16 protein-coding genes are annotated in these 20,265 nt (G+C 70.1%); 6 read left to right on the top strand and 10 right to left on the bottom strand.

Annotated elements, in window-relative coordinates; translation table 11 throughout:
* Window positions 1-2: 2 nt before the first annotated feature.
* From E9998_RS13650 to E9998_RS13635, 4 genes are read left to right on the top strand one after another with little or no spacing between them, the layout of a single operon-like run.
* Window positions 3-1,067 (top strand): ABC transporter ATP-binding protein, encoded by a 1,065-nt coding sequence (locus E9998_RS13650; RefSeq protein ID WP_136530254.1) that lies wholly within the window; start codon window positions 3-5, stop codon window positions 1,065-1,067.
* Window positions 1,060-2,220 (top strand): ABC transporter ATP-binding protein, encoded by a 1,161-nt coding sequence (locus E9998_RS13645; RefSeq protein ID WP_204745432.1) that lies wholly within the window; start codon window positions 1,060-1,062, stop codon window positions 2,218-2,220. The genes E9998_RS13650 and E9998_RS13645 overlap by 8 nt, the downstream gene beginning before the upstream one ends.
* Window positions 2,208-2,396: a hypothetical protein gene (locus E9998_RS13640; RefSeq protein WP_136530253.1), complete on the top strand. Its 189-nt coding sequence runs from the start codon at window positions 2,208-2,210 to the stop codon at window positions 2,394-2,396. The genes E9998_RS13645 and E9998_RS13640 overlap by 13 nt, the downstream gene beginning before the upstream one ends.
* Entirely contained in the window at window positions 2,393-4,180 is a 1,788-nt protein-coding gene (locus E9998_RS13635) for an ABC transporter substrate-binding protein (protein WP_136530252.1), read from the top strand. The genes E9998_RS13640 and E9998_RS13635 overlap by 4 nt, the downstream gene beginning before the upstream one ends.
* A gap of 716 nt (window positions 4,181-4,896) precedes the next feature.
* Here E9998_RS13635 and E9998_RS13630 read toward each other — a convergent pair.
* From E9998_RS13630 to E9998_RS13595, 8 genes are all read right to left on the bottom strand, one after another.
* Window positions 4,897-6,564: an HNH endonuclease signature motif containing protein gene (locus E9998_RS13630; RefSeq protein WP_158299802.1), complete on the bottom strand. Its 1,668-nt coding sequence runs from the start codon at window positions 6,562-6,564 to the stop codon at window positions 4,897-4,899.
* 360 nt (window positions 6,565-6,924) lie between these two features.
* On the bottom strand, window positions 6,925-8,820 hold the full coding sequence (gene pknB / locus E9998_RS13625; protein WP_136530250.1) for a Stk1 family PASTA domain-containing Ser/Thr kinase: 1,896 nt from the start codon (window positions 8,818-8,820) through the stop codon (window positions 6,925-6,927).
* Between the two features lie 70 nt (window positions 8,821-8,890).
* Entirely contained in the window at window positions 8,891-10,165 is a 1,275-nt protein-coding gene (locus tag E9998_RS13620; RefSeq protein ID WP_136530249.1) for a serine/threonine-protein kinase, read from the bottom strand.
* 169 nt (window positions 10,166-10,334) lie between these two features.
* On the bottom strand, window positions 10,335-11,801 hold the full coding sequence (locus tag E9998_RS13615; RefSeq protein WP_136530248.1) for a penicillin-binding transpeptidase domain-containing protein: 1,467 nt from the start codon (window positions 11,799-11,801) through the stop codon (window positions 10,335-10,337).
* Window positions 11,798-13,711, bottom strand: coding sequence for an FtsW/RodA/SpoVE family cell cycle protein (locus E9998_RS13610; RefSeq protein ID WP_136530247.1), 1,914 nt, complete (start codon window positions 13,709-13,711; stop codon window positions 11,798-11,800). The genes E9998_RS13615 and E9998_RS13610 overlap by 4 nt, the downstream gene beginning before the upstream one ends.
* A gap of 154 nt (window positions 13,712-13,865) precedes the next feature.
* Window positions 13,866-15,083: a PP2C family protein-serine/threonine phosphatase gene (locus E9998_RS13605; protein ID WP_158299801.1), complete on the bottom strand. Its 1,218-nt coding sequence runs from the start codon at window positions 15,081-15,083 to the stop codon at window positions 13,866-13,868.
* A 105-nt stretch (window positions 15,084-15,188) separates the two neighbouring features.
* Window positions 15,189-15,674: an FHA domain-containing protein FhaB/FipA gene (locus E9998_RS13600; protein ID WP_136530245.1), complete on the bottom strand. Its 486-nt coding sequence runs from the start codon at window positions 15,672-15,674 to the stop codon at window positions 15,189-15,191.
* Between the two features lie 211 nt (window positions 15,675-15,885).
* A complete protein-coding gene (locus tag E9998_RS13595) occupies window positions 15,886-16,599 on the bottom strand; it encodes an FhaA domain-containing protein (RefSeq protein WP_136530244.1) in 714 nt (237 codons plus the stop codon).
* A gap of 240 nt (window positions 16,600-16,839) precedes the next feature.
* Between E9998_RS13595 and E9998_RS13590 the strand changes: the two genes are divergently transcribed.
* A complete protein-coding gene (locus tag E9998_RS13590; protein ID WP_204745431.1) occupies window positions 16,840-17,175 on the top strand; it encodes a helix-turn-helix domain-containing protein in 336 nt (111 codons plus the stop codon).
* A 40-nt stretch (window positions 17,176-17,215) separates the two neighbouring features.
* On the opposite strand, the gene E9998_RS13585 is transcribed toward E9998_RS13590, so the two are convergent.
* Together E9998_RS13585 and E9998_RS13580 are read right to left on the bottom strand one after the other, a co-directional pair.
* Window positions 17,216-18,277, bottom strand: coding sequence for a histidinol-phosphate transaminase (locus E9998_RS13585; protein ID WP_136530242.1), 1,062 nt, complete (start codon window positions 18,275-18,277; stop codon window positions 17,216-17,218).
* A complete protein-coding gene (locus E9998_RS13580; RefSeq protein ID WP_136530241.1) occupies window positions 18,274-19,161 on the bottom strand; it encodes an RDD family protein in 888 nt (295 codons plus the stop codon). Before E9998_RS13580 ends, E9998_RS13585 begins: the two co-directional genes overlap by 4 nt.
* A gap of 505 nt (window positions 19,162-19,666) precedes the next feature.
* On the opposite strand from E9998_RS13580, the gene E9998_RS13575 reads away from it, so the two are divergent.
* Window positions 19,667-20,263, top strand: coding sequence for a DUF4190 domain-containing protein (locus tag E9998_RS13575; protein WP_136530240.1), 597 nt, complete (start codon window positions 19,667-19,669; stop codon window positions 20,261-20,263).
* Window positions 20,264-20,265 lie beyond the last annotated feature (2 nt).

The raw sequence follows: 20,265 nt of genomic DNA, 5'->3' as shown, positions 1-20,265 counted from the left end.
ATATGACCGAACCGATCCTCAGCGTCCGCGACCTCTCGATCGCGTACCGCACCGGCCGCAAGGAGTCGGTGACCGCCGTCAGCGGCATCGACCTCGACCTCTACGAGGGCCAGTCCCTGGCGCTCGTCGGCGAGTCCGGCTGCGGCAAGACCACCCTCGGGCTGGGCCTGCTGCGACTGCTGCCCAACCTCGGCGAGATCACCTCCGGCTCCCTGACCTACCGGCTCAAGGACGGCTCCACGCAGGACCTCCTCGCCATGAAGAAGGAGCAGCTGCGGCGCTTCCGCTGGAACGAGGCCGCCATGGTCTTCCAGGGCGCCATGAACGCCTTCAACCCGGTCATCCGCATCATCGACCATTTCGCCGACACCCTCCGCGACCACGACTGCGGCGACGGCAAGAAGTGGACGAAGGCCGCCGTCGAGGCCCGCGCCGGGGAACTGCTGGAGACCGTCCGGCTCGACCCCGACCGCGTCCTCCAGTCCTACCCGCACGAGCTGTCCGGCGGCATGAAGCAGCGCGCCCTCATCGCGCTCGCCATCGCCCTGGACCCGAAGGTCCTCGTCCTCGACGAGCCGACCACGGCCCTCGACCTGCTCACCCAGCGCTCGATCGTGCAGCAGCTCCACGAGCTGCGCGCGAAGTTCGGGTTCACGATGGTGTTCATCACCCACGACCTCGGCCTCGCCGCCGAGCTCGCCGACCGGGTCGCCACCATGTACGCCGGGAGCATCATCGAGACCGGTTCGGCCCGCGACATCTTCTACACGCCCAAGCACCCGTACACCGCCGGGCTCATCAACGCCGTCATGCCCGTCAAGGGCGACCGCCCCGCGCTGGAGTCCATCCCCGGGTTCCCGCCGAGCCTCAAGGCCATGCCCTCCGGCTGCGCCTTCCACCCGCGGTGCGAGTTCGCGACGGCCGCCTGCCAGGGCGAGCGCGTCCCGCTGGAGCTGCTGACCGAGCGCCCCCAGGCGATGGACCACGCCGTCGCGTGCCTCCACCACGACCGGGTCCGACTCGACCGCAAGCACAACGACTCGCCGAAGGAGACCAGCCGTGTCTGACGCCCCGCTGCTGAAGCTGTCGGGCCTGGAGCAGGTCTTCGACACCAAGAAGGGCCCCGTGGCCGCCGTCGGCGGCGTCGACCTCCAGGTGAACCCCGGCAAGGTCCTGTGCCTGGTCGGCGAGTCCGGCTGCGGCAAGACCACGACCGCCCGCGCGGCGGCCGGCCTGACGCGCCCCACCGCCGGCACCGTCGAGTTCCGCGGGAAGGCCCTGACGGCGATGAACGGGTCCGAGCGCGCGGCCTACCGCCGCTCCGTCCAGTACATCCACCAGGACCCGTACGCGGCCCTCAACCCCACGCGCACCGTCTTCTCGACGCTCAGCGCGGGCCTCAAGCGCCACGGCATGGTCAAGAACCGCACCGAGGCGCGCCTCAAGGCCGCCGAGCTGCTCCAGCTCGTCGAGCTGACCCCTCCGGAGTCCTACCTGGACTCCTACCCGCACCAGCTCTCGGGCGGGCAGCGCCAGCGCGTCAACGTCGCCCGGTCGCTCGCCATGAACCCCGAGCTGCTCATCTGCGACGAGTCGACCTCCATGCTGGACGTCTCGATCCGGGTGAGCCTGCTCAACACCCTCGGTCGGCTCCGCGACGAGCTCGACGTCGGGTTCCTGTTCATCACCCACGACCTCGCCGTCGCGAAGTACTTCGCGTGGGACGGGGAGATCGCGGTGATGTACCTGGGGAAGGTCGTCGAACACGGCCCCACCCCCGAGGTCATCGGGAACCCGCAGCACCCGTACACGAAGGCGCTCATCGGCGCCGTGTGCGAACCGGACCCGGACCTCGCGAGGGCGAACCAGTCCGCGGTGCAGCTGCGGTCGGCGGAGATCCCGTCACTGACCGACCTGCCCGCCGGATGCGCCTTCCACCCGCGGTGCCCGGCATTCGAACCGGGCCTGTGCGACTCGGCGGAGCCGTCTCTGACGCTCGCCGACCGCGCGGGCGACGGCGCCCGGCCCCAGGGCCGGCGCGTGTCCTGCCACGTGGTCGCACGCGACCTCAAGCGGGGCTCCGTCCGGCCGGCGGCCGTTGGTCAAGGGGCCGCCGACCGGACGCTGACGTTCGACGCCGTACCCGGCTCGCGGCGTCCGGCGCCCACCACTCCGGTGGACGATCCACCAACCCCTCGGGGGGCGGCATGGTCGGCCTGATCGCCCGCACGGGGCTTGCGGCGGGGGTCCTGCTGCCCCTCGCGGCGGGGCTCCTGCTGCTCTCCCTGTCCACCGGAACCGCGGAGTTCGCCGTCACCACCTTGACGGCGGGTCTCGGTCTGTTCCTCATCCTCATCTCGTTTATTGCCCTCTACATTGAAAGGAAGCGGCGATGACCTCTCAGCAATTCGAGCTCAGCCGACGTAGGCTCATGCAGGCGGTCGGCATCGGTGCCGGCGCCGTTGCGACCACGAGCGTTCTCGGTGCCTGCCAGGCGGGCGGCTCGGACGACGAAGGCGCCAGCGGCAAGTTCGTCTACGTGTACCCGTTCGACATCACCACGCAGCACTACAACGCGGCGATCAACAACGCCGCGCTGCTGACGTCGGCGCCGGTCGCGGAGCTGTTCGTGCCCCGCCCGGCGATCCTGAACTGGGACACCCAGGAGTGGATCCCGCAGCTGGCCGAGTCGGTCGAACTGGCGGAGAAGGTCCTGACGATCAAGCTGCGCTCGGGCATCAAGTGGACCGACGGCAACGCCCTCACCTCGAAGGACGTCGTCGGCACCATCTACCTGCAGAAGCTCAACGCCGCGCAGGGCACCGTGGGCTGGGACCAGCTCGTCTCGGCGACCGCCGACGACGACACCACCGTCACCGTCACCTACAGCGACGTCTTCACCGGTGTCGAGCACGGCGCGCTCAAGGCCCAGATCCTGCCGCACGCCCGCTACGGCGAGTGGATGGACGAGGCCGAGACGCTCGTGCTGGCCGGCAAGGTCCAGGGCGACCCCGAGCAGTCGGCGCTGTCGGAGAAGATCGCGGCCGAGAACTTCCTGGAGGCCGAGGGCGGGTTCATCACCTGCGGCGCCTACAAGTTCGGCGAGGTCGGCGAGACCGTCGTGACCTTCGAGGTGCACGAGGACGGCCTGTTCGCCGACAACGTGAAGTTCTCGACCATCGAGGTCCAGAAGGGCGACAACGCCGCTTCGGTGCAGTTCCTGCTGGCCAAGGAGGTCGACTACTCGACCCAGGTGCTCGGCGCGACCGACCGCTCCTCCATCGAGGGCGTCGAGGGGCTCGTCGAGCTGTCGACCCCCGGCTACGACGGCATCGGCCTCATGCTCAACCAGGACCGCTTCCCCGAGTTCGCCGACGTGCGGGTGCGCAAGGCCATCCAGTACGTCTTCGACCCCGAGGTCATCGGCGAGATCGCCAAGGGCGCGGGCGGCTACTACATCCCGGCGACCTACACCGGTCTGCCGGACCCGCACGCCGAGGGCCTGTTCGACGACGTCGAGCTCGAGTACTACTCCGCCGACCACGCCAAGGCCGAGTCGCTGCTGACCGAGGCCGGCTGGAAGAAGGAGTCCGACGGCTGGCACAAGCCGGACGGGAAGCTCGCCGAGTACACCATCATCGGCGTCGAGGGCTGGACCGACTTCACCCTCTCGGGCGAGCAGGCGGCGAACCAGCTGTCCGAGTTCGGCCTGGCCGTGAAGTACGCGAACGTGCCGGACGACAACCCGTGGGGCATCTGGACCGCGGGCGACTTCGACATCGCGGTGCGCCAGTGGGCGAACCCGTTCGTGCCCTACGTCTACGGCTCCTGGCAGATGACCTGGTTCACCGACAACGGCCTCACCGCCGACGCGATGGGCATGGGCCTGCCGGTCGACGCGGTCGAGTCCCCGAGCCAGGGCACCGTGAACATCGAGGACCTGTACTTCCAGTCCCAGAAGGGCACCGAGGAGGAGCAGGCCGCGGCGAACAAGACGCTGGGCATCGTGTTCAACGAGACCCTGCCGCGTCTGCCGCTGTTCCTGAACCAGCGCGTGTCGTACGGCATCGAGGGCGCCCGGGTCAAGTCGATCGACCCGGCCGGCTACGAGCTCAACGACATCTTCTTCGACAACCCGATCATGGTCCGCATCCTCGAAGGCGGCATCGAGCCCAAGTAGGGGCCACCTGATCGCGCCCCCTGGAGACGCTGCTCGCTCCAGGGGGCCGAAAACTCGGCGGCGGGATCCCCGATTCCGTCCCGCGGCCGCGCACGACCGAGGCGGGTCAGCGCGGCTTCCGAGAGATGAAGGGCCCCGGCCGGAGACAACGGCCGGGGCCCTTCTGCATGCCCGAGTGGGGCCCGGCGGAAATGTCGCGCTTACGCCGCTCGAACATCGTTGCGCTCCAAGAAGGTTGACCCGATCGATGTGGAGTCTGGGCCGGTGCGGCGGTCGGCGTAGCGGGTGAGGAGGAAGGCCTCGAGGGCGGTGCGGTCGCGGGCCGCCGATTCGCGGGCGGGGCAGCCGTGGCAGCCCCAACACCTGGGGAGTGGGCCTCTGACTTCGCGGATGCTCGGGCTCAAAGACGGCGGCGACAAGGGGAGGGCTGATGGCCGGGGTAGCGTTTGCGGCTTCACGGTTGCGGATGCTCGGAGTCAAGGCGGGCAGCGACAAGAGCAACGAGGCGGGCAGGCGGCGCTTGCGGCTTCACGGTTGCGATTGCTCGATGTCAAAGCGGGCGGCGACGAAAGCGGAGGGTTGGGGCGGGCAGCGCTTGTGGCTTTGGGGCGGTGGACGGTCGGCGTCCGTCCCCGGGCTCGTCGGCATCTTGACATGCTGAGGGGCCCGGCCCCGTCGGGGGCGCGGGCTGCGCGGCGTTCGATCGATCTGGTCGATCATGAAGTGCGGCGCCATCCCCCCAGCAGTCGCCCACTGGGGCAGGGTAAGAACGGCGGCTCCCCGTAGTCCACCGGTCCAGGCGGCCGCGTCATCCTCACAGGAGTCGGTGTCCATGAAGGCACCTCAGGTACCGATGTCGCCGGTGTAAGCCTGACCTCGTCAGCCTTGAATCGCTCACGCGCCCTGGCCCTGGCCGCCTTCGCAGCCTTGACCGCCCGACCGGATTCGATCAGGTCGCCGAAGCCGGTGAGATCAGGCGTCATCCGCTCCGACCATTCAGCGCGGTAGAGCCCAGTCGGGAACAGATCCCATGCGGCCTCACGGTTCTCCGCATCCATATCCGAATCGCCCCGCCAGTCCGCACACCCGCAACCCTCCGAGTCGCCACCCGCCCGGCCCTCATGGCCCCGGAGGTCGTGACCCTCATGGTGGGTGATGACCGCCCGGCCGGGACCGGTCTTCTCGACCGTCCAGCCCGCGGTGTGTACACGGCCATGATGGAAGCGGCACAGCAGGATCAGGTTGGCGGCGTCCGTCAGTCCGCCATTCGCCCAATGAACCACATGGTGCGCCTCAGTCCAAGCCACAGGCCGGTCACAACCCTCCCAAGCGCATCCCTCGGGTTGCTCAAGCTCCAGCTTGCGGCGGAGGGCGGTGTTGGGGAGGCGGAGGGCTCGGCCGAGTTCGATGGCTTCGCCGGTCTCGTAGTCGAAGACGGAGGGGATTACCCCGGCTTCGCAGGCGAGGAGACGGGCCTGAGCCACCGAGATGGGCTTGCCTTCGAGGAGGGGCAGGCGGCCGGTGTCGTCGCCGCGGAGGGTCTCGATGTCCACGGTGAGGTCGAGGGTGGCGGTGTGGCCGTGGCGGGTGGCCGCTTCGGGAGAGGAACCGTAGCCCGCGAGGAGCTGATGGAGGGCCTCGGCGTGGCGGTTCGCCTGCGGGGGCAGGACCTCGTCTGCGTCCTTCTCGTCCTGGCGGGGAGGAGGGCAGGCGGTCTTCAGGTACTTGTCGAGGAGCCTGCCGGTGGTCTCGGAGAGGTCCCCTTCGAGGTGCCACATGCCGTTGGCGGTCTCGGACAACTCCAAGCGCTGGAGGGACTGCTCGCCGAGGCCGTCGAAGAGTTCGGCCTCTTCGGCGATGGAGGCCCACAGTTCGTTCAGGTGCCGACGGAGGTCGTTGAAGGTGGCGTGCTGGGCGTACTGGGCGACCATCGCCTCAGGCGTCGCGCACAGGGTCTCGGAGTCGAAGGGCGAGGGCGCGGGAGTCCTGAAGGGGGTCTTGGCGAACAGGCGCATCGCGGGAGTCTGGTCCAGCTGCCGGATCGCGTAGGCGACCTGATCGATTCGAGCCGCCCCGGTGGTCGCCGCCTCGGTGAGGACCTGGAACTTGCGGGAGAGTCGGGCGATCACGGCGATGGAGCCCGCGGTGTTGAAGGTGAAGTCGAACTGCGAGACCAACAGGTCGCGGAGGGCGGAGAACCCGAACGCCGAGCGGTGCAGGTTCGCGTTCTTCATGTCGATCACCGAGGTGAGGACCTCGACATGGAAGGCGTTGATGCCTGCGGCGGCCGCGTCGAGGGTCGAACGGATCGCCTGGGCCTTGGCGGAGCGGTCGGGGTTGGAGGCGAATGCGGGAGCCGTCCGGGTGGGGGTGCAGGTGCTCATCGGTGGTCTCGCCTCGCTTCCATCTTCTCGAATGCTTGGGTGGTTTTCGTTTCTACGTACTAGATCAATTGTGACAGGGTGACCTCGTAGTGTCATCACCTGAAGGAGTGAATATTCCATAGAGGATAGTCAATGTCTGCCGTCGACTGCCTTGCCCCGCAATACAACGGAGGGAATCGATGGCGCACTGGACCGCAATTATGAGCGGACCTCACGGCCGCCGCCGGGCCCCGGGATGACTCCCACCTCTTCGTCGCTGCCCTCTTTGAGTCCGACCCAATGCGACCGGACAGCCACCGATCAATGACGAAGGCCCCACCGCGAGACGGTGGGGCCCTCTGTAAGGCTTCTTGTCCGAGTTCAGCAGTCTTCAGGGTTGGTGATCCCGCATTCGTCTTCTGTGGGCGTCTCGGTTTCGTCGCCGCCGCCTCCGCCGTCTTCGGCGACCGGGACGATGGTGATCTCCGAGCCCGGGGCGACCACGTCGCCGCTGGTGAGGGGGCCGTCGGGGCCGGTCACGGATTCGATCACGGTGGCTTCGGGGTCGCCGTCGACGGTGGCGGTGAGGCCCGCGGTCGACAGGGCGGTCTGGAGGTCCGTCGGGGTCGTGGCCGCGTCCCAGGTGACCGGGACGCCCTTGGCGGTGATGGTCACCGTGGAGTTCTTCTCCTCCGTGGAGTCCTTGCCGGGGCTCTGGTCGTAGACGACGCCGAGGGTGTCACCGCCGTCGCCCCAGACGACCTCGACTTCGAAACCGGAGTTCTGGAGGGTCGTGGTCGCCGTATCGACGGTCATGCCGAAGACGTCGGGCACCGTGGCCTGGCCGCCGGAGGAGACCGTGAGGACCACCTCGGTCTTGAGGTCGACCATTTCGCCGGCCTCGGGGTCCTGGCTGAGGACCGTGCCCTCGGGCTCGGTGCTGGCGACGTTCTGGCGGTCCACCGTCAGGCCCTGGTCGATCAGGGTGGCCTCGGCGTCGTCGTAGAGCTCGTTGACCACGTCCTCGACCTCGACCTTGTCGGGCGCGGTCATGATCGTGATGGTGACCTCGCTGCCCTGCTCGACCTCGTCGCTCGGGTCGGGGTTCTGGTCGATGACCTTGCCGATCGAATCGTTCTTCGGGTCGTCGGCGACCTCGGTCTCGACCTTCACTTCGAGGTCCCTCGAAGTGAGTTCGGCCGTGGCGTCCTCCTCGGACAGGCCGATCACCGTCGGCACCGTCACCAGGGCGGCCTCGTTCATCGCCTTCATGATCCCCCAGGTCGCGGCGCTGACCGCCACGAGCGCGAGGATCACGCCGAGCGCGATGAGCCAGGGGCGGCGCTTCGAAGACGAGGTCGCGATCGGGGTGATGGGGGCGGTGGAGTCGCCGTCGATGAGCTGGGTCCGGTCGGCCACGCCCATGACGGCGGGGGCCATGACGGCCTGGCCGCGGGCGGCGCGGATGAGGTCTTCCCGCATCTCACCGGCCGAGTGGTACCGGTTCTCGGGGTTCTTCGCGAGGGCCTTCATGATCACGGCGTCCACCGACGCCGGAATGTTCGGGTTCAGCTCCGAAGGCGGGCGGGCCTCCTCGCGCACATGCTGGTAGGCGACGGAGACGGGGTTGTCGCCGGTGAACGGCGGGTGCCCCACGAGGAGCTCGTAGAGGACGCAGCCGACCGCGTACACGTCGGAGCGGGCGTCGACGGTCTCGCCGCGCGCCTGCTCGGGCGAGAGGTACTGCGCGGTGCCGATGACCGCGCTGGTCTGGGTCATGGTCGCCTGGTTCGAGGCGAGGGCCCGGGCGATGCCGAAGTCCATGACCTTGACCTGGTTGGTGTCCGAGAGCATCACGTTGCCGGGTTTGACGTCCCGGTGGATGATGTGGTGCTTGTGGCTGAAGTCGAGGGCCGAGCACATGTCGGCGACGATTTCGCAGGCCGCCGCCGGGTCGAAGCGGCCCTCGGCGAGCAGGACCTCTTTGAGGGTGCGGCCGTTGACGAACTCCATCACCATGTACGGGATGCCGGCGTCCTCGCCGGTGTCGAAGACGGCGACGATGTTCGGGTGGTTGAGGGACGCCGAGTTCTGGGCCTCGCGCTGGAACCGGATGAGGAAGGACTCGTCGCGGGACAGGTCGGCCCGCAGCAGTTTCACCGCGACGTCGCGGCCGAGTCGGAGGTCGCGGCCGCGGTGGACTTCTGCCATCCCGCCGTAGCCGACGATCTCGCCGATCTCGTATCTGCCGCCGAGCAGGCGGGGCTCTGTCGTCATCGCGTTTTACGTCCTCGTGTTCCGTTCATCGCGGGTTGATTCTAGTGGCAGCGCGGGCCCGGAAAACCCGCTATCGGTCGTTGCATTCGGCCCCGGGCAGGCATTCGCCCACGCCACCGCCCTTGGTGGTCTCGGCGCCCTCGTCCGGTCCGGAGGTCTGCTCCTCGGGCGAGGTGTCCTCCTCGGCCTGCGTAGTGCTGGTGTCGGGCGTGGTGTTCTCGCCGCCCTCGGGGTCGTCGCCGCCGGGGAGGTTCATCAGCAGCACCACCATACCGCCGACCAGGACGAGCGCCCCGACGGCGATGAGCACCTTGATGAAGTTCTTGTTCGGGGCGCTGGAGCCCTGAGCGGGGGGAACGGCGCCGAGGTTGATGCTCGGCGGCGAACCGGGGTGCGAGCCCTGTCGCGGGACCAGGGAGGGCTCGGCGACGCCCGCGGGCGGGCCGCCCATGGTCACGACGCCAGCGCGCTGCGGGAGCGCGCCGACGGGGGGCATGACGGAGGTCGCGCCGGGCGCGTCGACGGCGACGCGGGCGGCGGCGGCCATGTCGGCGGCGGTCGCGAAGCGCCGGTGCGGGTCCTTGCCCATGGCGCGCTCGACGAAGGCCCGCACGCCCGGCGGGACGTCGAGCGGCAGCGGCGGGGCGGGGGTGCGCACGTGGTGGAGCGCGAGTTCGATGGGGTTCTCGGCCTGGAAGGGCCGGTGCCCGGTGAGGCCGTGGAAGGCGACGACGCCGAGGGAGTACATGTCGGAGGCGGGCAGGACGCCGGTGCCCTCGGCCTGCTCGGGCGCGATGTAGGAGGCGGTGCCCATGACGGCGCCGGTCTGGGTGAGGTCGCCGGAGGCGCCGGAGCGGGCGATGCCGAAGTCGGTGAGGACGGCCTGGCCGTCCCGGTCGCGGACGAGGATGTTCCCCGGTTTGATGTCGCGGTGGATGACGCCCCGGTCGTGGGCCTGCTGGAGGGCCTCGGCGGTGGCCGCGATGATGGGCATGAGCTCGCGGGCGTCGATGCGTCCGCGCGCGGCGATGAGGTCGGCGAGGGACTTGCCCTCGACGAACTCCATGACGAGGTACGCGGTGGTCTGGCCGTCGGGCAGGTCGGCGTTGCCGAAGTCGTGGACGTTGACGATGTGGGGATGGGTGAGGGCGGCGACGGTCTTGGCCTCGGCGGTGAACCGCTGCGCGAAGCCCGGTTCGCTCAGGAGCGAGGGGAGCATGGCCTTGACAGCGACGGTGCGCTCAAGGACGGTGTCCTCGGCCCGCCAGACCTCGCCCATACCGCCCACGGCAATGCGTTCGCGCAGGCGATAGCGTTGCCCGAGGAGCATATCGGGGCTCAACACGGCGTCTCCTCATCTCTCCGGGGGTCGACGGTTCAGTCTACTGTCAGGCCGCCTGGCGCCTGCGGCGTCGATCCGCCCTATATCCACGTCAGAGCGGGTGCCGGGGTTGCCGTGTGCGGGGATCGTGAGGGAACCGTGTCGTACCCGGTCCCTGATGTTCACCGAACGGTCAGTCCGCGGGACCGTCGAGGACCTGCTGCATGAGGTCGCCGGAGATCTCGGCGGCCTGGGCGGAGGCGCCGTCGCCGTAGGAGTCGAGGAACACGCAGACGGCGACGGCCGGTTCGCCGTCCTCGCCCATGGCCCAGCCGTGGAACCAGCCGTGCGGGGCCTCGGAGCCCTCGGCGCCCTCGGAGTGCTCGGCGGTGCCGGTCTTGCCGCCGACGGTGTAGCCGTCGATCTGGGCGTTGGAGCCGGAGCCGTAGTCGACGACGGCCTCCATGATGATGCGCAGCTGCTCGGCGGTGTCCTTGCTGATCGAGCGGCCCAGGGACTCCTCGCCGCCCTTCTGGACCGTCTCGCCGGCGGAGTCGGTGAGCTCGTCGACGAGCTGGGGGGCCATGCGCTCCCCGTCGTTGGCGATGGTCGCGGCGATGAGCGCGTTCTGGAGGACGGTCTCGCGGACCTCCTGCTGGCCGATGCAGGCCTGGGCGCGGAAGGCGTCTTCGCTGATGTCGCCCATGACGGACTCGGCCGAGTACAGCGGGGTCTCGTAGACCTCGCCGAAGCCGAAGGCCTCGGCGGTCTCCTGGATGTCCTCGACGGAGAGCTCCTCGACGCACATCCGCGAGAAGGTGGTGTTGCAGGACTTCGCGAACGCCTCTTCGAGGGTCATCTCCTCGGCAGGGCACTGGTTGCTGGAGTTGGTGATCTCGTGGTCGGTGCCCGGCGCGGTGTAGGAGTTGCCGGCCTTGACGATCGAGTCGGCGCTGCCGCCGTTCTCGATGAACGCGGCGGCGACGATGGTCTTGAACGTCGAGCCGGGCGGGTAGTGGCCCTGGCGGGAGCGGTCGAACGCCGGCTGGTCCTCGTCCTCGTTCATGACCGCCTCCCATGCGGCGGTCGCGGTGTCGCCGTCGTTGGAGGAGACCTCGGTCGGGTTCCAGCCCGGGTAGGAGGCCTGCGCGAGGATGCGGCCGGTCTGCGGGTCGAGGACGACCGCCGCGCCGTTGACGCCGGTCTCGGCGATGGCGTCGTACGCGGCCTTCTGGAGGTCGGCGTCGATCGTGGTGATGACGTCCCCGCCCGGCTTGCGCTCCTTGAGGACCGTGGCCCAGAAGTCGTCGAAGGCGAGCAGCGAGCTGGTGCCCGAGAGGAGGTCGTTCTCGGCGGCCTCCATGTTGGAGACGCCGTAGATGAGCGACTTGAACCCGGTGATGTTCCCGAAGTAGTCGCCTTCGGGGTAGTCGCGCTGGTAGCCGTAGTCGGAGTTCTCGGTGGGGACCGACTGGGCGATGAGCACGTCCCCCGCGTAGATCGACCCGCGCGGCACCCCGTACTCGTCGAGAAGGGTCCGGCCCGCGGCCTGGCCCTCGTAGTCCTCGTGGTGGAAGAAGCCCACCCAGGTGACCTGGGCGATGAGGGCGCCCAGCAGGATCAGCGCGATGACGCCCATGCGGCGCAGGGCCGGGTTCATTCGCCGCCCTCCTTCTTCTGGTCGCCGCCGGACGGCGGCGGACTGCGGTAAGGGTCGGGGGGCGGGGTGCCGAACACGGACGGCGGCGGAGGCGGGGGGCCCTGCGGCGGTCGCTGCGGCGACTGCGGGGCGGGCCGCGTCGGCAGGCCGGGGCCGCTCGCGGGCCCGTAGGAGGACTCCGGCGGCGGGGGCGGCGTCTGCGGGGCCCGCTCGGTCGTCGGGCTGCCGGTGGAGCCGGGGCCGTAGGGCGGGGAGCCGGGCGGGCTGTACGGCGGGGGCGAGCCGGGGAGCGGGCCGACCACGTCCTCCTCCACGGTCCCGGTGCCCGGGCCGCCCTGGAGATGCCCGGGGATGATGAGCTCGGTCGGCTGGTCGCCGCCGGGAATCGGCCCGGAGTCGGCCACTCCCGCCGCCTGGGCCTTCGCGGCCTCCTCGGCGGCGCGCTTGGCGGCCTGCTCGGCGAGGAACTCCGGCGGGGCCTCGGTCTTCTGGAGGCCGAAGGAGGCCTGCCAGGGCTTGCGGGCGTCGTCGGAGACGCGCACGAGCAGGCCGATGAGCAGCCAGGAGCCGACGAGCGAGGAGCCGCCCGCGGCGAGGAACTGCGTCGTCTGGCCGGTCATCGGGATGAGCCCGGTGACGCCGCCGAAGACGACGAACAGCTGGAACGCGACAAGGAACGCGAGGCCGCCGGCCATGAGCTTGCCGAACAGGTCCCGCGACATGATGCCGGTCTTGAAACCGCGCTCGACGAGGACCGCGTACAGCAGCAGGATGCCGATGAGCCCTATGAGCCCGGCCTCCTCGCCGATCGCGGCGAGGATGAAGTCCGATTCGGCGGCCGGGATGCGGTTCGGGTTGCCCGCGCCGAGGCCAGTGCCCAGCAGCCCGCCGGTGTTGATCGCGACCAGGCCCTCGACGAGCTGGTAGGAGTCGTTCACCGGGTCGCCGACGTACGCCCACGGGTCGGACCAGATCGCGACGCGAGTCTGGAGGTGCCCGAAGAACGGGTAGATCGCGATGCAGCCGCCGATGAACATCGTGAGGCCGATGAGGATCCACGAGGCCCGCCGCGTCGCCATGTACAGCATCGACAGGAAGATGCTGAACAGCAGCAGCGAGGTGCCCAGGTCGCGCTCCATGATGAGCATGAGCAGGCTCGCGGCCCAGACGATGACGATCGGGCCCAGGTCCTTCATGCGCGGCAGCTGGAGCCCGAGGATCTTCTTGCCCGCCACCGAGAGCATGTCCCGCTTGCGCACCAGGTACACCGCGAAGAAGATCAGCAGCATGAGCTTGGCGAACTCGCTGGGCTGGATCGAGAAGGAGCCGAACCGGATCCAGTTCTTCGAACCGCCCGACGAGGAGATCGAGGCCGGAAGGAAGCCCGGCAGCGCCGCCAGCGCGATGCCCGCGAACAGCAGGATGTACGCGTAGCCGCGCAGCACCCGGTGGTTGCGCACGACCGCGAGGAACACCGTGAGCAGCACGACCGCGGCCATGTAGTACATGAGCTGGCGCCCGCCCTGCCCGGCGAACACGCCCGCGTCGGCCGGGAGGGCCTCCTCGCGGATCGCGGTCCGGTCCAGGCGCCTGATGAAGACGATGCCGATGCCGGTGAGGAACGCGGCGATCGGCACGAACAGCGGGTCGGCGTTCGGGGCGAGGAACTTCACGGCGGCCCACGCGCACAGGGTGACGATGAACCACACCAGCGGCAGCAGGTAGGTGACCGACGTGGTCGTGTCGGTGAGCGCCACGTCGATCGACAGCTGGAAGAGGAACACCGCCACGCCGGCCATGAGCAGCATGGTCACTTCGCGGCCGATGCGCTTGGGCATGCCCGCCAGGGGCGTCAGCGGCGGCTCGGACGGCCCCACCGGCCGGGCGGTGGCCGACATGGGCTGGGCCATCGTTTCCCCTCGCGTCTCGGATCGACTCTGGATGGTGCGCGTCCCGGGCCCCGTGCGGAGGACCGTCGCTCAGTCGGCAACAGTGCTTGCGCGCCAGCGCGCTCGGTCCCCGGCGCCCGGCCGTCCGGTCGCAGTGAGCCTACAACGGTGACGCTCAGTCGTCGCGGCAGTCCTTCGCGGCGGCCGGGACCGACTCGGCGTCGATGCTCGCGCAGATCGGGTCGAGGCGGGTGTTCGTCGCGGCCGGGTCGACGAGGTCGTCGAGTTCGGCCTCGGCGTCGGCGAGGCTGTCGGCGGTGATGCCGTCCTGGAGGTCGGCCTCCTCGGCGTCGTTCGCGTCCTCGGCGGGGCGGGCCGACTCGACCTCCAGCCATGCGGCCTGGAGGCCGGCCACCTCAAAAGGGAGGCCCCGGTAGATGCTGATGTTGCCCGCATCCGAGACCCCGACGAAGTACTGGGTGCGGATCCACCACACGCCGCCGCCGGCGGCCAGGGCCAGGACGATGAGGCAGGCGAGGATGGTGCGCCACACGCGCCCGCGCCTGCGGCTCTTCGGGGCGGGTTCCTCTTCGGCGTCGGGGGCCTCTTCGGGCCCCTCCTCCTCGGCTTGGATCGCGCGCAGGACCGCCGTGTCGGACTCGGCCAGGCGGGCGTCGGCGGCGGCGCCGCCGATGATGGGGCGCTGGTCCCCGGGGTCCTCTTCGACGACGTCGGCGATGAGCACGGTGACGTTGTCGGGGGCGCCCGCGTCCAGGGCCTGCTGGACGAGCGATTCGGCGGCCTCCTGCGGCGAGGCCGCGGTCTGGAGGGTCCGGGCGATGTCGGCGTCGGAGACCGGCCCCGAGAGGCCGTCGGAGCACAGCAGGAGCCGGTCGCCGGGCACGCCCTTGAGGGTCTGGAACGCCGGCTCGACCTCGGAGGCGCCGAGCGCGCGCAGCAGGAGCGAGCGCTGCGGGTGCCGCTCGGCCTCCTCGGCGGTGATGCGGCCCTCGTCGACGAGCATCTGCACGTACGTGTCGTCGACGGTGATCTGCTCGAACCCGCCGTCGCGCATCCGGTAGGCCCGCGAGTCCCCGATGTGCACGAGGTTGAACCACTCGCCGTCGAACCACAGGGCGGTGAGCGTGGTGCCCATGCCCTCCTTCTGCGGGTCGTCGGCCACGACGCGGCGGATCGCCCGGTTCGCGTCGGCGACGGCGTCGGCGAGCTCGTCCACGACCGAGTCGGCGGGCGGGGGCACGTCCAGCCGGGCGATCGTGTTGACGACGATCGCGGAGGCGAGGTCACCGGCGGCCATGCCGCCCATGCCGTCGGCGACCGCCACGAAGTGGGACCCGGCGAACACCGAGTCCTGGTTCCCTTGCCTCACCACCCCGCGATCGGAGATGGCCGCGTATCGCAGGTGCAAACTCATGATTCAACCGCCGTAGCGCGGGGCACGCCCGCCGTTGGATGCCGACATCGCCGTGTCACCAGCTCAAGGGCGCAACTCGAAGGAGGAACGCCCGATCCGGATGGGCACTCCGAGCGGGACAGGCGTGGGTCTGGTGACTCTAGCGCGCCCCAGGTACGTGCCGTTCGTGGAGCCCACGTCCTCGACCATCCACTGCCCGTCCACCGGCAGCACCCTGGCGTGCCGGTTCGACGCGAAGTCGTCGCGGATCACGATCGTCGAATCGGGGGCGCGCCCGATCGTGATCGGCTGACCCGAGAGCACGAAGCGACGCCCGGCCAGCTCGCCGGTGGTCACCACCAGCCACTGGGCCGTCTGCGCGGGCGCCTGGGGGCGGGCGCCGCGGCCCGAGGCCGGGGGCGCCGAGACCGGGCCCGCGGCCGGGCCGGCCGCCGCCGGGCGGCGCTGCGCGAGCAGGTCCCTGGTGATCGTCCGGGCCGCCGCGAACACGAACAGCCACAGCAGCACCAGGAACCCGAACCGGGCGACGGTCTGGACTATCTCAGGCATTCGGCGCTCCCCGCGGACGAACGATCGGTCCAGGACACGGTAGCCCACGTCGACACGGGCGAGGCGGCGAGCCGCCGGAACCGCCCGGTCATCCGACCGCTACCGGCTTGGGGCCCTGGACGTCTCGACCGCTGCGCACCGTCCCGAACCGGCCCCGGACGCGACGGCACCCCGCCCGCGGCGCGGACGGGGTGTGCCGGTCGGCCGGGAACTAGCCGGCCTGAAGCGTCAGGGAGGTCGTGCCGATCTGGATCACGTCACCGGGCTGCATGCTCACCGTCGCGATCCGCTGGCCGTTCACGAGCGTGCCGTTCGTCGAACCGAGGTCGGTCACCGACACCTGGCGGCCGTCGAAGTCCACGCGCACGTGACGGCGCGAGATGCCCACGTCCGGCAGCCGGATCTGCGCCTGCTCACCGCGGCCGATCACCGTCGCGCCGTGCGCCACCGTGAACTGGCGCCCGTCCGCGGTCACCAGCACCGGGCCCGTGGGCGCCTGCTGCTGCGCGGGACCGTAACCGCCGCCGGAGACCGGCTGGTCCACACCCTCGTTCAACGCCGCGACCTCGGCCGTCACACGGAACATGCCGGTGTCCAGGCCCTCGCCGCGCTCGATCTCGACGATCACGTCGCCGTAGACCGTCCAGCCGTTCTCGCCGATGAACTCCGCCTGCGACTGCGCGAGCTCCTGCGCCAGCGCCGCCGCGTACGGCGCGAGGCGGTCGTGGTCGGGCGGGGAGAGGTCGATGACGTACCGGTTCGGCACCAGCACGCGACCGCCGGCGAGGACCGCCTTGTGGGTCTCGGCCTCGCGCTGCATGGCGCTGGCGATCTCGACCGGGTGCACAACGCCCTTGAACATCTTGTTGAAGGTGCCCTCGAACAGGCCCTCCAGTTGTTTTTCCAAGCGTTGCAGAACGCTCACCGGTTCTCCTCCTCGTCTGACGTCAACCGAAACGGCGACGCATCCCGAAATAGCCGCGTCGACCTCCGATGGTATCGGCTGGCTTCACGCGACGGCGAGCGGTTGAGACGCAACCCTTCCGCGAGTCCGATTCGCCTCCTCTGATCGGGTGAGGGCCGTGTCGGCTGGTGGTACCGAATACCGGGACCCCCAGGCAGGGGCGGGTGGCGGACCCGGGCGAAGGCGCGTATGGTGACGCGGGTGACAGATCGCGACTTCAGCTCATTCGTCCGGGACGTGCGCAAACGCGCCCACGTCTCGTTCCGCGAGCTCTCCGACTCCGCCGGGGTCTCCAACCCCTACCTCCAGGGCGAACGCGGCGTCCGCCGCCCCAGCGGCGCCGTCCTGCGCCAGCTCGCACTCGCCCTGCGGATGACCACCCCGATCATGTACCTCCGCGCCGGGTTCACCCCCGAGAACGGCTCCGCGACGCCCCTGGCGATCGCCACCGACCGCGAACTCACCTCCAAGCAGAAGCAGACCCTCGCCGAGATGTACGAGGCCTTCTGCTCCGAGAACGAGCGCGCCGCGAAATAAGGCCCGGGCGCCCACGGCGCCCGGACCCTCGAGCACTACCTCAGCGGCCCGCCTCCACGAAGCGCCGCAACGCCTCCAGCACCGCGTCGTTCTCCTCGGGCAGACCGATCGTCACCCGCACCCCGTCACCGGCGAACGGCCGCACCAGCAGCCCCAGCCCCTCGCAGTGCGCCGCGAACTCGACCGTCCGGTCCCCCAGCGGCAGCCAGAAGAAGTTCGCCTCCGAATCCGGCACCTCCGGCACCAGCTCCCGCGCCGCCATCACCGTCCGCTTCCGCTCGGAGGCCACCAGCGCCACACGGCGCCGCATCTCCCCCTCCGCATCGAGCGCCGCCAACGCCGCCGCCTGCGCGACACCGTTGACCGCGAACGGGATCACGCACCGCCGCACCGCCTCGGCCACCTCCGGCGCCGCGACCATGTAGCCCACGCGCAGCCCCGCCAGGCCCCACGCCTTCGAGAACGTCCGGAACACCACCGCGTTCGGCCGGTCCCCGTACCGCTCCACCGCGTCCGGACAATCCGGATCGGTCACGAACTCCCGGTACGCCTCGTCGACGACCACGAGCACCGACTCGTCCACGGCTTCAAAGATCCGGTCGAGCTCCGCGGCCGTCACCGCCGGCCCCGTCGGATTGTTCGGACTGCACACGATCAGCGCCCGCGTGTCCGGGCCCACCGCGGCGATGAGCGCCTCCACGTCGTGGCGGTGGTCGGCCGTGTTCGGCACCCGCACACTCCGCAGCCCCGCCACCGTCGCCGCGATCGGATACGCCTCGAACGAGCGCCACGAATAGACGACCTCGCCCCCCGGCCCGCCGATCGCCTGGAGCAGGTGCCCGATGAGGGCCACCGAACCCGTCCCGGTCACGAGACGGTCGGCATCGACGCCGAGGCGCCGGGAGAGGGCGTCGCGCAACGCGACGACCGCGAGGTCGGGATAGCGGTGGACGTCGCCCGCCGCCGAGGCGATCGCCTCGGCCACCCCCGGCAGCGGCCCGTATGGGACCTCGTTGCTGGAGAGCTTGACGGCGTCCGGGATCGCCTTGCCGGGGACGTACAGCGGGATCTGCCGCAGCTCGTCGCGGATCGGCTTGGTCATGAGGACTCCTTATCAGGGTGCGCCTCCGCAGTGCCCGCGTCGACCGAACTCGCGTCGACGACGGCCGTGCCGGGGGATTTGTCGTGCAGGCACTGGCGGAACGGCTGGTCTCGAATGCACCATATCCCGTCCAGGATCCACAGCACCGCGCCGAACGGGAAGCAGATCAACGGCAGCGCCGCATACGCCCACCGCAGCAGCAGCCGCCCCCAGCCCAACGCCACCGGCGCCAGCGACACCACCTTGATCCCCATGAGCCGCTTGCCGAGCGTCTGCCCCGTGTTCAACGTCGCCGGCACCTCGTACGCGAACCACAGGCCCAACGCGATGAGCAGCACCACCGTCAACTGCTCGTTGAACGCCGAGGGCACCGCCACGTCCTGCGCCCCGCCCTCCCCCGCCGCCAGCACGTCGGAGAAGTACGGCAGCAGCGACTCGTTCACGAACAGGTACAGGAAATAGCCGTTCACCACGGCGTTGAGCGCCAACATGCACACCACGTCCACGATCCGCGCGACGAAGCGCTGGCCGGGGTGGGCGAGGACGCGGCCGCCGAGGATGCGGCTCACGTCGGGGCGGGAGATCCAGCCGATGGTGACGCCCAGGGACCGGATGGGGACCGTGTCGAGGGGCTGGACGGCGCCGGGCGTGCGCTGGATGACGCGCGGCGGCGGGCCGTCGCCGTAGCGGGGGTCGCGCGGCAGGGTCTGCACCGCGGGGTCCGAAGGGGACTCGGGGAGCGGTTCGGGTTCGAGCGGCTCGGGTTCGGCGGGGGGTTCGGCACCGGCGGGGACGGGCTTGCCGATCCAGGCGCCGCCGTCCCAGTAGCGTTGGGTGGCCGGGTCGGCGGGGTCCGGGTACCAGCCCGGTGCGATCGTGCTCATCGAGGCCCATTCTTGCAGCCGCCGCCGAGCATTCCCAGTCAGTTCGGACACAGGGGCCGCAGGGGCCTGCGGCGGGCAACGATACGGCCCAGTCGGTTACTGCCTCGACTGGGCCGCTCGCAACTAGCTCCACATCCAACCGAGTTACCAAGCGTGAAGTCTTGTATAGCGGTGTCCTGCTCCTAGGTGCTGGACCCGCTGTGCCTCCCGACGGCAAAGGTCGCACGTGGGTACTCGGCGGCTGTGCGCGAATCCTTCTGATCTGCGAGGACCGTGTCCTCGGGAAGTCCGTCCGGATCCGTAACTCATTTCTACTCGCGTACTGACGGGTAGTAAACCCCTAACCGCAAAAAACCGAGGAGAGTTCTCGAACCGGTGACGCGAGTGTCGCTTCGGTGCCGCTGTTTCCCCTGATTCGGCACATCGCCCACGAGATCGGACTACCTTGCGGGGCAGCGGCGCCGCGAGCCCGCGACCAGCGGCGCCGAGACACGAGGAGGTCACCATGACCACGTATCCGCCGGTCCCCGACCCGCCCGAACCCGAGCGGTCCGAACCGGACCCGCCCGGCGGCGACCCGGCCGCGGGCGGCTGGAACCCCTCCTCCCCCTCCGCCGAGAACGCGTCCGGCTCCCTGCCCGACCCCGCGCCCGAAGGCACGCCGCAGTTCCCGCCGCCCTCGCCCGCGAACCCGCCGCCCTCCTACCCGCCACCACCCGTCGGCGGCGGCTTCGACCCCTACTCCGGCGGCGCCGTCCCGCCGCCCCCGCCACCGCCGCCGCCCTACAACGGCGACGGACCGATCCAAGGCCAGCAGCCGCGCAACGGCCTCGGCACCGCGGCCCTCGTCTGCGGCATCATCGCGGTCGTCACCTCGTTCATACCCGGCCTCAACTGGTTCACCTGGCCGCTCGGCGTCCTCGCGATCGTCTTCGGCGCCATCGGCTGGAGCCGCGCGAACAAGGGGCAGGCCACCAACAAGGGCATCGCCATCACCGGCCTCGTCCTCGGCATCCTCTCCTTCTTCACGTTCTGCCTCATCTGGATCATCATCGGCGCCGGAGCCGGCTCCATGACCTACGACGCCGCGCCGTTCCTCTAACG

Origin of the sequence: Glycomyces paridis, assembly GCF_004912155.1 — a bacterium.
GTDB lineage: Bacteria > Actinomycetota > Actinomycetes > Mycobacteriales > Micromonosporaceae > Glycomyces > Glycomyces paridis.
Note: the sequence above shows the minus strand (reverse complement) of the source record. Positions and strands in the feature narration are given on the sequence as shown.